The 15,699-nt window shown below is 54.8% G+C and carries 13 protein-coding genes; 2 read left to right on the top strand and 11 right to left on the bottom strand.

The genetic code is table 11. The annotated features are described in order from the left end of the window. The 5 genes from ACSZPU_RS16200 to ACSZPU_RS16180 all read right to left on the bottom strand — a co-directional run. Positions 1–467, bottom strand: a 467-nt coding sequence (locus ACSZPU_RS16200) for a helix-turn-helix domain-containing protein (RefSeq protein ID WP_499000764.1), incomplete at its 3' end; no start/stop codon positions are given. 109 nt (positions 468–576) lie between these two features. Then, positions 577–3,801 carry a carbamoyl-phosphate synthase large subunit gene (gene carB / locus ACSZPU_RS16195; RefSeq protein WP_499000762.1) on the bottom strand — a complete coding sequence of 1,075 codons (3,225 nt, stop codon included), beginning with the start codon at positions 3,799–3,801 and terminating at the stop codon, positions 577–579. Between the two features lie 19 nt (positions 3,802–3,820). Continuing rightward, complete coding sequence (carA, locus tag ACSZPU_RS16190; protein WP_499000759.1) at positions 3,821–4,969, bottom strand: glutamine-hydrolyzing carbamoyl-phosphate synthase small subunit; 1,149 nt, start codon at positions 4,967–4,969, stop codon at positions 3,821–3,823. 456 nt (positions 4,970–5,425) lie between these two features. After that, the gene (gene dapB / locus ACSZPU_RS16185) at positions 5,426–6,247 is read right to left on the bottom strand and encodes a 4-hydroxy-tetrahydrodipicolinate reductase (protein ID WP_499000756.1); all 822 of its coding nucleotides are present in this window, start codon (positions 6,245–6,247) and stop codon (positions 5,426–5,428) included. A gap of 270 nt (positions 6,248–6,517) precedes the next feature. Next, positions 6,518–7,144 (bottom strand): alanyl-tRNA editing protein, encoded by a 627-nt coding sequence (locus tag ACSZPU_RS16180; protein WP_499000753.1) that lies wholly within the window; start codon positions 7,142–7,144, stop codon positions 6,518–6,520. A gap of 92 nt (positions 7,145–7,236) precedes the next feature. On the opposite strand from ACSZPU_RS16180, the gene ACSZPU_RS16175 reads away from it, so the two are divergent. Continuing rightward, complete coding sequence (locus tag ACSZPU_RS16175) at positions 7,237–8,157, top strand: LysR family transcriptional regulator (RefSeq protein WP_499000751.1); 921 nt, start codon at positions 7,237–7,239, stop codon at positions 8,155–8,157. Here the strand turns inward: ACSZPU_RS16175 and rihC are convergent. The 6 genes from rihC to ribF form a co-directional block, all read right to left on the bottom strand. Further along, a complete protein-coding gene (gene rihC / locus ACSZPU_RS16170; protein ID WP_499000748.1) occupies positions 8,141–9,055 on the bottom strand; it encodes a ribonucleoside hydrolase RihC in 915 nt (304 codons plus the stop codon). The genes ACSZPU_RS16175 and rihC overlap by 17 nt on opposite strands. A gap of 65 nt (positions 9,056–9,120) precedes the next feature. Beyond that, positions 9,121–10,071, bottom strand: coding sequence for a 4-hydroxy-3-methylbut-2-enyl diphosphate reductase (ispH, locus tag ACSZPU_RS16165; protein ID WP_499000745.1), 951 nt, complete (start codon positions 10,069–10,071; stop codon positions 9,121–9,123). Further along, on the bottom strand, positions 10,052–10,522 hold the full coding sequence (fkpB, locus tag ACSZPU_RS16160) for an FKBP-type peptidyl-prolyl cis-trans isomerase (protein WP_499000743.1): 471 nt from the start codon (positions 10,520–10,522) through the stop codon (positions 10,052–10,054). Before fkpB ends, ispH begins: the two co-directional genes overlap by 20 nt. A gap of 122 nt (positions 10,523–10,644) precedes the next feature. Further along, entirely contained in the window at positions 10,645–11,142 is a 498-nt protein-coding gene (gene lspA, locus ACSZPU_RS16155) for a signal peptidase II (protein ID WP_499000740.1), read from the bottom strand. Further along, positions 11,142–13,991 carry an isoleucine--tRNA ligase gene (gene ileS / locus ACSZPU_RS16150; protein ID WP_499000738.1) on the bottom strand — a complete coding sequence of 950 codons (2,850 nt, stop codon included), beginning with the start codon at positions 13,989–13,991 and terminating at the stop codon, positions 11,142–11,144. Before ileS ends, lspA begins: the two co-directional genes overlap by 1 nt. A 37-nt stretch (positions 13,992–14,028) precedes the next feature. Next, a complete protein-coding gene (gene ribF / locus ACSZPU_RS16145; protein WP_499000735.1) occupies positions 14,029–14,967 on the bottom strand; it encodes a bifunctional riboflavin kinase/FAD synthetase in 939 nt (312 codons plus the stop codon). Between the two features lie 332 nt (positions 14,968–15,299). Between ribF and rpsT the strand changes: the two genes are divergently transcribed. After that, positions 15,300–15,563, top strand: coding sequence for a 30S ribosomal protein S20 (rpsT, locus tag ACSZPU_RS16140; protein ID WP_039078297.1), 264 nt, complete (start codon positions 15,300–15,302; stop codon positions 15,561–15,563). Positions 15,564–15,699 lie beyond the last annotated feature (136 nt).

Raw genomic sequence — 15,699 nt, 5'->3', positions numbered from 1 at the left:
CTGAACTTATGCGGGACGCCAGTCGGCTTTTTCCATGAAAAACCATTGCGGTGAAGCCACTTGTTCATTCCCGGAATGGAGTAAGACACACCGAAACGCTCCCTGACAAGGGCAACAATACTGGCTGTACTCTCGTGTACCTCAGCGGTCAGCAAACAGATTAATTCTGCTGACTGCGCAGAACTGAGGTGCTCCTGAGAGCCACCATTTTCAGAGTTAAGCTTGCCCTCATCAATATAATCCGCGATATGGCGCAGAACGGTTGTCTCATGGATAAGCTGGGACTGCGCAATCATGGCCGTTGACCAGCCCTGAGCAGAAAGAAGCACGCAGCGAATCCTGTCGCAGACACGGCGGTCACGACTATGTCGGTGCTGAGCCTCAAGGGCAACAATCTGTTCAGGTGAAAGTCTGATGTTCATGGTCTGAGCATGATCCCCTGACAGCATGAAATCAAGCAGTTTCAATGATCACGGGTATATGTGACCTGGAATAACCTTATGGCATAAAAAAACGGCTCCTTTGCAGGAACCGTTTTTATCTGCAAGCGAATGCACATGCATTCGCCAGAACAACTTATTTCTTAATTTGCGCGTGCATTTCCTGCACGGAGGTCACTTTTTCTTTGGCATCGGCATTCAGCGCCATGGCCGTCGCAAAACCACCGTTCAGTGTGGTGTCATAATGCACTTTGTACTGCAGCGCGCTGCGGCGAATCAGCTTGGAGTCTTCAATCGCCTGACGACCTGCGGTGGTGTTGATGATGTAGGTGTATTCGCCATTCTTGATACGGTCCTGAATGTGCGGACGCCCTTCATGCACCTTGTTCACCAGACGCGGGTTGATGCCTGCTTCACCCAGCACAATCGCGGTACCGTGAGTAGCATCCAGCTCGAAACCGAACTTGAGCAGCTTCGCCGCCAGATCCACCACGCGCTCTTTGTCGCCTTCGCGGACAGAGAGCAGCGCACGGCCCTGTTTCTTCATCGTCGAGTTGCTGCCCAGCTGTGCTTTAGCAAACGCTTCGGCGAAGGTACGGCCCACACCCATCACTTCCCCGGTAGAGCGCATTTCTGGCCCTAACAGCGGGTCAACGCCCGGGAATTTGTTGAACGGCAGCACCACTTCTTTCACCGAGTAGTACGGCGGGATGATTTCTTTGGTCACACCCTGCTGAGCCAGCGTCTGGCCAACCATCACGCGCGCTGCCACTTTCGCCAGCGCCACGCCGGTGGCTTTGGAGACGAACGGTACGGTACGCGCTGCGCGCGGGTTGACTTCAATCAGGTAGACTTCGTTATCTTTCACCGCAAACTGGACGTTCATTAGACCGCGAACCTGCAGTTCGAAGGCCAGTTTCTGCACCTGCTGGCGCATCACATCCTGAATTTCCTGGCTCAGCGTGTAGGCTGGCAGGGAACAGGCGGAGTCACCGGAGTGCACGCCAGCCTGCTCGATGTGCTCCATGATGCCGCCAATCAGCACCATTTCGCCGTCGCAGATAGCGTCCACGTCCACTTCTACCGCGTCGTCGAGGAAGCGGTCGAGCAGCACTGGCGCATCGTTGGAGACGCTGACCGCAGTCTGGAAGTAGCGGCGCAGGTCAGCTTCGTCATAGACGATTTCCATCGCACGGCCGCCCAGAACGTAGGACGGACGCACCACCAGCGGGTAGCCAATCTCTTTCGCCTTCTCAACGGCCATCTCAATCGCGGTTACGGTGGCGTTCGCCGGTTGTTTCAGTTTCAGACGGTCAACCGCCTGCTGGAAACGCTCACGGTCTTCGGCGCGGTCAATCGCATCCGGGCTGGTACCAATAACCGGCACGCCTGCGGCTTCCAGCGCACGCGCCAGTTTCAGAGGGGTCTGGCCGCCGTACTGCACGATAACGCCTTTCGGCTTCTCGATGCGCACGATTTCCAGCACGTCTTCCAGGGTTACCGGCTCGAAGTACAGACGGTCGGAAGTGTCGTAATCGGTCGAGACGGTTTCCGGGTTACAGTTGACCATGATGGTCTCGTAACCGTCTTCGCGCAGCGCCAGAGAAGCGTGTACGCAGCAGTAGTCAAATTCGATACCCTGACCGATACGGTTCGGACCACCGCCCAGTACCATGATTTTATCGCGGTCCTGGTTCGGGTTCGCTTCACACTCTTCTTCATACGTGGAGTACATGTAAGCAGTGTCAGTGGCGAATTCTGCCGCACAGGTGTCCACACGTTTGTAGACCGGGTGCAGGTTGTACTGGTCACGCAGCTTGCGAACTTCCGTTTCGCGTACGCCGGCCAGTTTAGCCAGACGCGCATCGGCAAAGCCTTTACGCTTGAGCATACGCAGGAAGTCAGCGTCGAGGCCGTTAATGCCCACTTCGGCGACTTTCTCTTCCAGACGCACCAGCTCTTCAATCTGCACCAGGAACCAGCGGTCGATGTTGGTCAGGTTGAATACACCGTCAACGGACAGGCCCGCACGGAAGGCATCGGCGATGTACCAGATACGCTCTGCGCCTGCGTCTTTCAGCTCGCGGCGAATTTTGGTCAGTGCTTCCGGGTCTTCCAGGCTCACTTTCGGGTCAAAACCGGTCGCGCCCACTTCCAGGCCACGCAGCGCTTTCTGCAGGGATTCCTGCTGGGTGCGGCCAATCGCCATCACTTCACCGACAGATTTCATCTGGGTGGTCAGGCGGTCGTTGGCCCCGGCAAATTTTTCGAAGTTGAAGCGCGGGATCTTGGTCACAACGTAGTCAATGGACGGCTCGAAGGATGCCGGAGTACGCCCACCGGTGATGTCGTTCATCAGCTCGTCGAGGGTGTAACCCACCGCCAGTTTCGCCGCCACTTTGGCAATTGGGAAGCCGGTCGCTTTAGACGCCAGCGCCGAGGAGCGTGAAACACGCGGGTTCATTTCGATAACAATCAGACGACCGTTTTTCGGGTTAACCGAGAACTGAACGTTAGAACCGCCGGTTTCCACGCCGATTTCACGCAGTACCGCCATCGAGGCGTTACGCATGATTTGATACTCTTTATCGGTCAGCGTCTGGGCTGGTGCAACGGTGATGGAGTCACCGGTGTGGATGCCCATGGCGTCGAAGTTTTCGATGGAGCAGACGATGATGCAGTTGTCGTTCTTATCGCGAACCACTTCCATCTCGTACTCTTTCCAGCCAATCAGCGACTCATCAATCAGCAGCTCTTTGGTTGGGGAAAGATCCAGACCACGTTCACAAATCTCTTCAAACTCTTCACGGTTGTACGCGATACCGCCACCCGTACCGCCCATAGTGAAGCTCGGTCGAATGATGCACGGATAGCCCACGTCAGCCGCAACGGCCAGCGCTTCTTCCATGTTATGTGCGATACCGGAACGCGCGGTTTCCAGACCGATTTTTTTCATGGCCACGTCGAAACGACGGCGGTCTTCTGCTTTATCAATCGCGTCTGCGGTGGCACCAATCATGGTGACGCCGAACTCGGCCAGTACGCCCTGGCGTTCCAGCTCCAGCGCACAGTTCAGCGCAGTCTGGCCACCCATGGTCGGCAGAACGGCATCCGGACGCTCTTTTTCGATGATTTTGCGTACCACTTCCCAATGGATCGGCTCAATATAGGTCGCATCCGCCATTTCCGGGTCGGTCATGATCGTCGCCGGGTTGGAGTTCACCAGAATGACGCGGTAACCCTCTTCACGCAGCGCTTTACACGCCTGCGCACCGGAGTAGTCGAACTCACAGGCCTGGCCGATAACAATCGGACCTGCGCCAAGGATCAGGATACTTTTTATGTCTGTACGTTTTGGCATGACTCTTCTTCGCTCCTGATTATTTCGCAGACTGACGGTATTGCTCAATTAACTCGATGAAATGGTCGAACAGCGGCGCCGCATCGTGCGGGCCTGGGCTCGCCTCAGGGTGGCCCTGGAAGCTGAATGCCGGTTTGTCCGTGCGATGAATCCCTTGCAGGGTGCCATCAAACAGTGACTTGTGGGTCACGCGCAGGTTGGCAGGCATGGAGGCTTCATCAACCGCAAAACCGTGGTTCTGTGCGGTAATCATCACCGTGTTGTTATCGATATCTTTAACCGGGTGGTTGCCGCCGTGGTGGCCGAACTTCATCTTCACGGTTTTTGCACCACTTGCCAGCGCCAGCAACTGATGGCCGAGACAGATACCGAATACCGGAACGTCGGTTTCAAGGAATTTCTCAATCGCATCGATGGCGTAATCGCACGGTGCCGGGTCGCCAGGGCCGTTAGAGAGGAAGATACCGTCCGGATTCATTTTCAGGACGTCTTCTGCGGAGGTTTTCGCCGGGACCACCTTCAGGCGGCAGCCGCGGTCAACCAGCATACGCAGGATGTTACGTTTCGCGCCGAAATCGTAGGCCACCACGTGCAGCGGCAGCTCATCTTCTTTTTTCGCTTCCGGCAGTTCACCTTTCAGAGTCCAGCTCCCCTGCGTCCAGCTGTACGGCTCGGCAGTGGTCACTTCTTTTGCCAGATCCATACCGTTCAGGCCTGGGAAGTTTTTCGCTTTTTCCTGTGCCAGTGCGGCATCCAGGTTATCCCCGGCGATGATGCAGCCGTTCTGCGCGCCTTTTTCACGCAGCAGACGCGTCAACTTGCGTGTATCGATATCGGCAATCGCCACGATGTTATGGCGTTTCAGATATGAAGAGAGATCTTCGGTATTGCGGTAGTTGCTGGCAATCAGCGGCAGGTCGCGAATGACCAGGCCTTGCGCATGTACTTGAGAGGATTCTTCATCAGCGGCGTTGGTGCCGACATTACCAATATGGGGATAAGTAAGAGTGACGATTTGGCGGGAATAGGAAGGATCAGTGAGGATTTCTTGATAACCGGTCATTGAAGTATTGAAAACGACTTCCCCAACCGCCGAACCTGTTGCCCCTATGGCCCGACCGTAAAACTGGGTTCCGTCTTCCAGAACCAATAGCGCTGACTTAATCAAAACACCCTCCAGAGAATATTCACTCACTTTATTTGCATATTAATTCAAATATAGGCCTTGAATCAATGCAAATCTGCGTAGCCGCGAATTTTTTGCAAACGGCGGCATTCTGGAGACATGAAGGGTAAAAGTCAACTTATAGCGCATATTTTTCATATCTTTTTGCGCCCCAGGTAAGAATAGCATGATTTAAAGGGTAAAAAGATCGCATTAACTGGCCAAGGAAAACGCTTGCGTCACCATAAAACTGATTTTCTCGAACCCGGCTCAGTAAAAAGTGGACCAAATGGTCAAAATTTACATTTTGGCAACTGAAATGGCGATGAAGATTGAGGATAACAAGGAAATATACGAATAAAAAAGATGAAACAGATAAAATAAAAGGGCAATAAATTATTGCCCTATGCAATCAACACATTACGACTGCAACAACCACATCACGATGGGTAATAACTTTTACAAATTGTTCAGATCCAGCACATCTCGCATATCAAAAAGGCCGGTATCTTTATTTTTCAACCACAAAGCGGAACGAATAGCACCATTGGCGAAAGTCATTCGGCTTGATGCTTTATGGCTGATTTCAACGCGTTCGCCAATATCGGCGAACATCGCCGTATGTTCGCCGACAATGTCGCCCGCACGGACGGTAGCAAAGCCAATTGTGCCAGGAATACGCTCGCCGGTATGACCTTCACGTGCATAAACCGCACAATCCTTTAAATCTTTATTCAGTGCATGGGCGATAGACTCTCCCATCGCCAGCGCAGTGCCTGACGGCGCATCTACTTTGTAACGGTGATGTGCTTCGATGATCTCAATATCGGTGTAATCACCCATCACCTTCGCCGCTTTTTCCAGCAGCTTAAGCATCACGTTCACGCCGACGCTGAAATTCGCCGCGAAGACAATGGCAATCTCTTGTGAAGCGTCGCGGATTGCCGCTTTGCCCACGTCGTCAAAACCGGTTGTACCGATAACCATCCCTTTACGGTGCTGGCGACAAAACGCCAGGTGTACCAGGGTCCCTTCCGGACGGGTAAAATCGATCAGTACATCAAAATCGTCCTTTACCGCCTGCAAATCGCTGCTTACGGTAACGCCTGTTTTACCCACGCCTGCGAGCTCTCCTGCATCGCTACCCAGCAGGGAAGAACCTTCTCGCTCCAGCGCTGCGCCAAGCGCGACGCCGTCCATCTGCAGGGTTGCCTGAATTAACTGGCGCCCCATACGCCCACCGGCACCCGCGATGGCTACGCGGATTTGTGCATCATGCATAGTTGTACTCTTTTGTTAATGAAATGCTGAAAATCGTTCTCAGATTAACCAGCCCACGTCGGGGCTACCAGCCGAAAACACCGATAATTAGAATTAAATGATAAACAGAGGAAAATATCAGTAAAAGACATGAGTTCGCATGTTGCGATTTGACCAGCAAAAGCCGCAGAAGACGCTGAGTATCGAGACTCTAAGAAGATTTTCCGCTGCGGCGGTGCGTTATCACCTCGTATATTGCTGAGCAATAACTCACCGCACGTCAGCGAACCGTCAGCTTTCGTCCACCGTATAGCTGACAACCAGCTGTCCTTTTTTCATTTTGACACCAGTAAGCGTGATTTTCCCGATATCACGCAGCGAGCAGACATGGGTACCGCCACAGCCATAGGCGGGCAATTCGCCAAAGCGAACCTGCCGCTTCCCTTCGGAAAATTCGATGTGTCGCGGCAGATTTTCATCTATCCATGCGCTGATTGTTGCCGCCAGCATCTCCGCGGTGATACTCCCGTTACCGTTAAATGTGATGCGCCCTTCCCCAGGCCAGTGATGGGCTTTAACCGGTTGCCAGCCGAAGGTTTCACCCGCTGTACCGATCAGATGCCCCGCTGAATGCCAGCGCGCATGCAGCCGGCGTAATTCACCGTCGACGCTGAGCGTGACCGGGCCAGGCGCGATCGGCCTGGCGGTGCGATGCCATACGGTCTCGCCATCGGCAAAAACTCGCTGCACGGACACGCCGCCAATGGTGCCGCCGTCAGAAGGCTGCCCGCCGCCCTGCGGATGAAAGAGCGTGACGTCCAGCTCAATCACAAAGCCGTCCTCTCCATCGGGAATGCATTGCACGACGTTGGCCTGGCCGTGGGTCTGATCACAGGTGTAGTAATCTCGTCTTGTCATTTTCTTCCTCCTGATTGCACGACCAGTATATTATTTTCACTGAACACGATAATCCGTCACTCACTCAACGAACCTTTGTCTGGCAGACACAAATGAATACGTCCCTGCTTCCCGATCTCGCCACCTTTGTTCTGATTGTCGATCAGGGCAGCTTCTCTGGCGCTGCACGTATTGCCGGCGCGACACCATCGGCAATGAGCCGCTGTGTTTCCCGCCTTGAAAAGGCGCTGGGCAATAAATTATTGCACCGCACAACGCGAAAACTTCGGCTGACTGAGTCCGGGCGAAGCGTGTACGAACACACGCAAACCATGCTGGAGGCGGCAAGGCTTGCGATGAACTCCGGCAGTAGCGTGCAGAATATTGCGCAAGGCACCCTGACGCTCAGCGTGCCCAAAGCCGTGGGGCGTTTTGTCATTCACCCGCTGATGAGCGAGTTTCTCCACCGTTATCCGCAGGTCGATGTGCGCCTGCGCCTGGAAGACCGCTATATGGATTTGATTGATGACGGCGTCGACCTGGCGCTGCGCATTACCAACTCGCCCTCCCCCGGCCTGCACGGTAAACCGCTGATGCCGATTAGCCATCTGATTTGCGCCACGCCGGAATATCTGCGCCAGCACGGCACCCCCGGGAAGCCGGAAGATTTACGCCAGCATAGCTGCATCAGCCTTGGCGAAACGCCTGCGGATTCGCGCTGGAAATTTCGTAAGCACGGGAAAAGCGAAACCATTCAGACCCATGGGCGCTATGCCGCAAACCATACGGGCGTGCGCCTCGATGCGGTGCTAAACCATTTGGGGATTGGCAGTCTGCCGCTTTTTACCGCCAGAGAGGTCCTGGCGCGGGGCGAGATAGTCCAGGTCTTGCCAGAGTGGGAATTTATCAGCTCTTATTCCGGCCAGCTCTGGCTGCTGTGGTCGTCAGGAAAACATATGCCCGCCAGAATGCGGGCAATGATTGATTATTTAAGCGAGAAAATGCCTTCGGCTCCGCTTACGGTGCCTTACTGAGGACCTCAGCCCCCCATGCACGAAACGCATCAACATCAATACCCAGCGCCACCTGTGCATTAGCCGGTTTGCCAAAGCGACCGTCAATGTCCACCACCGTTGTGCCTGCCGTGTAAGTGCCCTGGGTTTCCACCGCTACAAAGCAGGGTTTGAGGGTAAAAATCTCCGGGCGCACCAGCCAGGCAATGGCGCAGAGATCATGCATTCGCAGCCCGGTCGCCATGCTGCCACTGCGGTAATGGCTAAACAGAGCATGCAGCATTTTGCCGGTCTGGTTTCCCGCAGGCAGCGTTGCCAGATAATCCGGGGCGAGCGTGGCATAGTTAGTCACATCCAGCCCGCACATCACAATCTCCAGACCACTTTCGAAGACGCGCGCGGCCGCCTCCGGGTCGATGGCGATATTGAATTCGGCATTCGGCGTGAAGTTACCGCGCCCGGCAGAACCGCCCATCATCACCAGACGACGAATGTTGAACTGGCACTCCGGGTAGTGGGAGAGCAACAGGGCAATGTTGGTCAACGGGCCAATTGCCACCAGCGTGACCGGTTCCGGCGATGCCATCAGCACATCGCGGATCGCCTGAAACGCGGGCTTTGCCAGCGGCTGACGCTGATGTTCCACAAAATCATAGCCTTCCATGCCGGACTCACCGTGGACGCTGGCCGCATCGCGCAGTGGGCGCAGCAACGGTGTTGCCGCTCCCTGTGCTACCGGGATATTAGCGTTCCAGAAGTGCAGCAATTGCAGGGCGTTACGGGTGGTTTTTTCCAGCGAGACATTGCCGGCTACCGTGGAAATCAGTTTCAGATCCAGCTCGGGGGCAAAGAGCGCAGCGGCGATGGCGGCGGCGTCGTCAATACCGGGATCGGTGTCGAGAATAATCGGCAGTCGCATAAATCCTCCATAAAAAATGCCAGGCATTAAGCCTGGCATCTTCTCATAAATCAGAGGCGAAAAAGTTATTCAACTTCTCGAACATCGACCCGCAGTTCTTTCGGCACTTCGAAGACGATGTTTTCTTCACGACCTTCCAGCGGAATAGCTTCTCCGCCGCCCAGTTCCTGCAGACGGGAGATAACGTTTTGCACCAGCACGTCTGGAGCCGACGCCCCGGCCGTTACGCCAACGCAGCGAATATCCCGCACCCACTCTTCCTTGATATCAGAAGCATCATCAATCAGGTAAGCCGATTTCCCCATCCGCTGGGCCAGTTCGGCCAGACGGTTGGAGTTCGATGAGTTCTTCGAGCCGACCACCAGCACCACTTCCGCCTGTTCCGCCAGTGCTCGCACGGCTTCCTGACGGTTGGTCGTGGCGTAGCAAATATCATCTTTACGCGGCCCGACAATTTTCGGGAAACGGTCGCGCAGCGCATCAATCACATCAGAGGTGTCGTCCACGGAGAGCGTCGTCTGCGTCATGAAGGACAGTTTGCTCATGTCTTTGATATCGAGCGTTTGTACGTCTTCCGGCGATTCCACCAGGTACATTCCCCCTTTCGGGTTGCTGTACTGGCCCATGGTGCCTTCGACTTCCGGATGACCGGCATGGCCGATCAGGATGGCCTCTTCACCACGACGACTGGCGCGCGCGACTTCCATATGCACTTTTGTCACCAGCGGGCAGGTGGCATCAAACACGGTCAGGTCGCGGCTTTTCGCTTCGTTGCGTACCGCCTGTGAAACACCGTGCGCAGAGAAAATCAGGATTGCGCCATCCGGCACTTCGCTGATTTGCTCGATAAAAATAGCCCCGCGTTCCCGCAGGCTATCCACCACGTAGCGGTTGTGTACGACTTCGTGACGGACGTAAATGGGCGCGCCGTAAATGGCCAGCGCGTTTTCAACAATGCTGATAGCGCGGTCGACACCCGCACAAAAACCGCGTGGGTTAGCCAACAGGATCTGCATGCATCCCCTCCAGTGCCGGTTCCACTTCCAGCACTTCGACATCAAAATGAACGGGTTGCCCTGCCAGCGGATGGTTGAAGTCGACGGTAATGGAATCACCGTTGATCTCACGGATCACGCCAGGCATTTCGCTGCCATCCATTGCGGTAAAGAGCATAATTGCGCCGATCTCAGGTTCGCCCGCATCCATAAATTCACGGCGCGAGAAATACTGAATCAGATCGGGAACCGGCGTGCCAAACGCCGCGTCCGGCTCCAGGGAAAATGCTTTTTTGTCGCCCGCGACCAGCCCCAGCAAGTGCTGCTCAAGCCCTTCGGACAGCGAACCGTCTCCCAGACGAAACAGCGCAGGTTTACCATTGTTGCGGGTTGACTCAGCGGTGGAGCCATCTTCGAGCTTGAGCGTAAAGTGCACGAGGACTGCGCTGTTACTCTGTATGGATTTTGACATGCAAATTGCTCTTTAAAATTTCAGCCGCCTGTTTGCCCGGTGGCGCTACGCTTACCGGGCCTACAAGGAACGAAAACTACTGTATGCCGGATAAGGCCTTCCGGCCGCCATCCGGCACTTTTTTATGCAGGCTTTTTCGCTCTGGAGGGCAAGAAACCTTCCAGCACAATCAACGCTGCACCAATACAAATTGCGCTATCGGCAAGGTTAAAGGTAGCAAAGTGCCAGTCGCCAACGTAGAAATCGATCATGTCGACGACGAAGCCGTGCCACAGGCGATCGAACAGATTCCCCAACGCACCGCCAATGATCAGCGCGTAGGCAATATTGTTCAGTTTCTGCGTGGCCTTCGCGCGGTACATCATTACCGACAGCACCACACAAATCCCAATCGCAATACCGGCAAAGAACCAGCGCTGCCAGCCGCCGTTGTCGGCGAGGAAGCTGAATGCCGCGCCGTAGTTACGCGCGTAGTACAGATTAATCGACGGGAACAGCGGCACCGTCTCCCCCAGCGCAACATGCTGGAGGATCAGGTATTTGCTGCCCAAATCAATAATCAACACGACAACCACCAGCCACAGCCAGCGGAGTCCTGTAGAACAGAGAGGCTTACTCATCAGGCAAACTTACGTTTTTCACCGTCACCGGCGACGTTGCTGACACAGCGTCCGCAGATTTCTGCGTGTTCCGCCACCTTGCCGACGTCCTGGGTGTAATGCCAGCAGCGCGGGCATTTCTCACCTTCGGCTTTGCTTAACGCCACTTTCAGACCTTTGAGCAGTTCACTCTGTTGGGCATCAGCGGAAGCGTTGGCATAATCGTCAACTTTCGCACCGGAGGTCAACAGGACAAATCGTAATTCGTCACCCAGCGCCGTCAGTTTTGCAGACAGTTCCGGTTCAGCAAACAGGGTCACTGCCGCTTCCAGAGAACCACCCACTTTCTTGTCAGCTCGCGCCTGTTCGATAACTTTGTTCACTTCACCACGGACTTTCAGCAGCTCTTCCCAGTAGGCGTCGTTCATGGCTTCGGTTTCCGCCAGGCCAAACAGCCCCTGGTACCATTCGCCGGTGAACACATATTTTTCGCGATCGCCTGGCAGGTAGCCCCAGATTTCATCTGCGGTGAAGGACATGATCGGCGCCATCCAGCGCACCAGCGCTTCTGCGATATGGTACAGCGCAGTCTGGCAGCTACGACGGGCAACACTGTCCGCCTTCGCGGTGTACTGACGGTCTTTGATGATGTCGAGGTAGAAAGAACCCATCTCGATGGAGCAGAAACGCATCAGACGCTGCACCACTTCGTGGAAGTCATAAGAGTCATATGCGCTGATGATGTCCTGCTGCGCAGCCTGCGCACAGCCGACCGCCCAACGGTCCAGCACCACCATCTCTTCCGGTTTCACCATGTCTTTTACCGGATCGAAACCGTTCAGATTAGCCAGCAGGAAGCGCGCGGTGTTACGGATACGACGATAGCTGTCAGCAGCACGTTTCAGGATCTCGTCAGACACGGCCATTTCGCCGGTGTAATCAGTCGATGCCACCCACAGACGCAGGATATCCGCGCCCAGTTTGTTCATCACATCCTGCGGAGAAACGGTGTTGCCGATAGATTTGGACATCTTACGGCCCTGACCATCGACGGTGAAGCCGTGGGTCAGTACCTGGCGGTACGGCGCTTTGCCCTTCATCGCGGTGGAGATCATCAGCGATGACATGAACCAGCCACGGTGTTGGTCAGAACCTTCCAGATACATGTCCGCCGCGTGGCCGCCAAATTCCGGGCGCGCATCAACGACAGAGTAGCTGGTTGAACCGGAGTCGAACCACACGTCCAGGGTATCCGGCACTTTCACGTAGTTGTCAGCGTCGTCACCGAGGATTTCACGCGGGTCGAGATCCCACCACGCCTGAATACCGTCTTTCTCAACGTATTTGGCGACTTCTTCAATCAGCTCAGTGGTACGCGGATGCAGCTCTTCGGTGTCTTTATGCACGAACAGAGACATCGGCACGCCCCAGGTACGCTGACGGGAGATACACCAGTCAGGACGGTTCGCCACCATCGATTCGATACGTGCTTTACCCCATGCCGGGATCCAGCCGCTCAGGTTTTCTTTCGCCAGACCTTCCTGCTCAATACGGTCGATCTCTTTCAGCGACTGAATGCGCAGGCCTTTCTGATCCATGCTGACGAACCACTGCGGGGTCGCACGGAAGATGATCGGCGACTTGTGACGCCAGCAGCACGGATAGCTGTGCTGCATTTTTTCGACATGCAGCAGTGCGCCTTTCTCACGCAGCAGGTTGACGATGATGTCGTTAGCTTTAAAGACATTCACGCCGTCCAGAATCGGATACGTACCCGGCAGATAGGCGCCGTCCGGGCCAACCGGGTTGGCGATTTCCAGACCGTACTTTTGGCTGATGGTGTAGTCATCAGGGCCGTGACCACCGGCGGTATGCACCGCCCCGGTACCGGCTTCCAGCGTCACGTAATCGCCAAGGATCGCCGGAACGTCAAAGTCGAGGAACGGGTGTTTAAAGCGCATCAGTTCCAGGTCAGAACCTTTCGCCGTGCCGAGCACGCTGAATTCGCTGATGCCAGCGCGTTTCATCACGCTGTCTACCAGATCTTTTGCGAGGATCAGCGCCTGGCCTTCAACCTGCACCAGCGCATAGTCGAATTCCGGGGACAGGGAGATTGCGCGGTTCGCCGGCAGGGTCCACGGGGTAGTGGTCCAGATAACCAGAGAAAGCGGGCCATTAACGCTGACCACGCCAAATTTGGCTTTTACTGCGTCGGCATCAACGGCATTGAATGCCACGTCGATGGACGGAGAGGTTTTGTCGTAATACTCAACTTCCGCTTCCGCCAGCGCAGAACGGCAGTCTACACACCAGTGCACCGGCTTGGCGCCTTTGTGCAGGTGACCGTTGCCGATGATTTTACCCAGCGCGCGGATGATGTTGGCTTCGGTTTTGAAGTCCATGGTGCGATACGGATGTTCCCAGTCGCCCAGTACACCAAGACGGATAAAGTCTGTACGCTGGCCATCGATCTGGGTCGCCGCGTATTCACGACATTTTGCACGGAACTCAGCAGCAGTGAATTTCTCACCCGGCTTGCCAAATTCCTGCTCGACTTTCAGTTCGATCGGCAGACCGTGACAGTCCCAGCCCGGCACATACGGCGAGTCGTAACCCGCGAGGCCTTTGGACTTCACAATAATGTCTTTCAGAATCTTGTTAACAGAGTGACCAATATGAATGCTGCCATTCGCATAAGGAGGGCCATCATGCAGAATGAAGGTTTTTTTGCCTTTTTTGGCTGCACGAATGATGCCGTACAGGTCATCATCGGTCCAACGCGCCAGCATTCCCGGTTCGCGTTTGGCGAGATCGCCACGCATCGGGAACCCTGTTTCCGGCAAATTCAGGGTTGATTTATAGTCACTCATCAGATTCTCGGTTCCGTGTTTATAACGTGTTCTGGCATTAAGCCGGGTTTGAAAGCCCAAAAAGCTCGCGGGCCGTTAACTCATCACGCGCGATCTGCGCTTTAAGTTCATCCAGCGAAGTAAATCGCTGCTCGTTGCGTATCTTTTTACGCAGTACTACATCTATATGGCGTCCGTAGAGGTCCATTACAACATCCAGCAGATGGACTTCCAGCTGCTGGCGAACCCCGGCTACCGTCGGGCGCGTACCAATGTTGGCCACGCCGGGCAGTAAAGTATCGCCTAATCCTGCCACTTCCACCGCATACACCCCTTTAACCGGGGAGACCTGACGACGCAGCGGTATGTTTGCCGTCGGAAAACCAATGGTGCGCCCCAGCTCATCGCCGTGTACCACACGCCCGGAGATGCTGAACGGATGGCCCAGCAGTTGCTCCGCGAGCTCAAGGTTATCGTCGGCCAGCGCCTGACGCACCGCGGTGCTGCTCACGCGCGCACCGCCGGAGCAGAAGGTTTGCGTGCTGGTGACGTCAAAGCCGTATTTCAGACCAGCTTTCTGTAATAGCAAGAAATCCCCCTGGCGACCAGCGCCAAAGCGAAAGTCATCACCCACAGCGAGGAATTTCACGCCAAGTTTGTCAACCAGCAGGTCGCTGACGAAGGTTTGCGCCGTCAGGGCGGCAAAACGCCGGTCAAAACGGACGTACAGGACGTAGTCGACGCCGCATTCTGCCAACAGACGCAGTTTTTCACGCAGCCGTGTCAGGCGTGCGGGGGCTTTATCGCCAGCGAAAAGTTCGAGGGGCTGCGGCTCGAATATCATCACCACGACGGGTAGGCCACGGGTACGACCTTCTTCGCTAAGCCCTTGTAAAAGCGCCCGATGGCCGCGATGTACGCCGTCGAAATTACCAATAGTCAGCACACACCCGTGCGGTGCCTGGCTGAGATTATGTATGCCGCGTATCAGCTTCATGTCTGGCTCAAAACAGTGAAAATCGTCGGATTATACCTTGTACAACGTGCTACGTTAACCGGCGATTGCCCGAACCCGCCAGAAAGGAGAAGGATTTCATCAGGCTGCCGTCTTACCGCACGAAAAACTGGGTCAGAAAGCGATTTTTATGGTGGAAAGACTGTATTCGATGACCACAAGCTGGTAGAATCCTGCGCCATCAATACGTAACGTAACGTAGCGTCGCACATTAACGGCGCTTATTTGCACAAATCCATTGACAAAAGAAGGCTAAAAGGGCATATTCCTCGGCCTTTGAATTGTCCATATAGATCATATTTGGGAGTTGGACCTTGGCTAATATCAAATCAGCTAAGAAGCGCGCCGTTCAGTCTGAAAAGGCTCGCAAACACAACGCAAGCCGTCGCTCTATGATGCGTACTTTCATCAAGAAAGTGTACGCTGCGATTGAAGCTGGCGACAAAGCTGCTGCACAGAAAGCATTTGACGAAATGCAACCGATTGTGGATCGCCAGGCCGCTAAAGGTCTGATCCACAAAAATAAAGCTGCACGTCATAAAGCAAACCTGACTGCACAGATCAGCAAACTGGCTTAATCGCCCGCTTGTTGTGCTTTGTGAAAGAACCCGCGAAAGCGGGTTTTTTTATGTCTGTCACTTAGATAGTGTCGTCACAAGATTTTAGCCCAGAGAGCGATGCATCTGATCTGGACGGCAGCGAGAAATGAGGCCG

The organism is Phytobacter sp. V69, assembly GCF_965644215.1.
Lineage (GTDB): Bacteria > Pseudomonadota > Gammaproteobacteria > Enterobacterales > Enterobacteriaceae > Phytobacter.
This window is presented reverse-complemented; position numbering and strand designations above follow the sequence as displayed.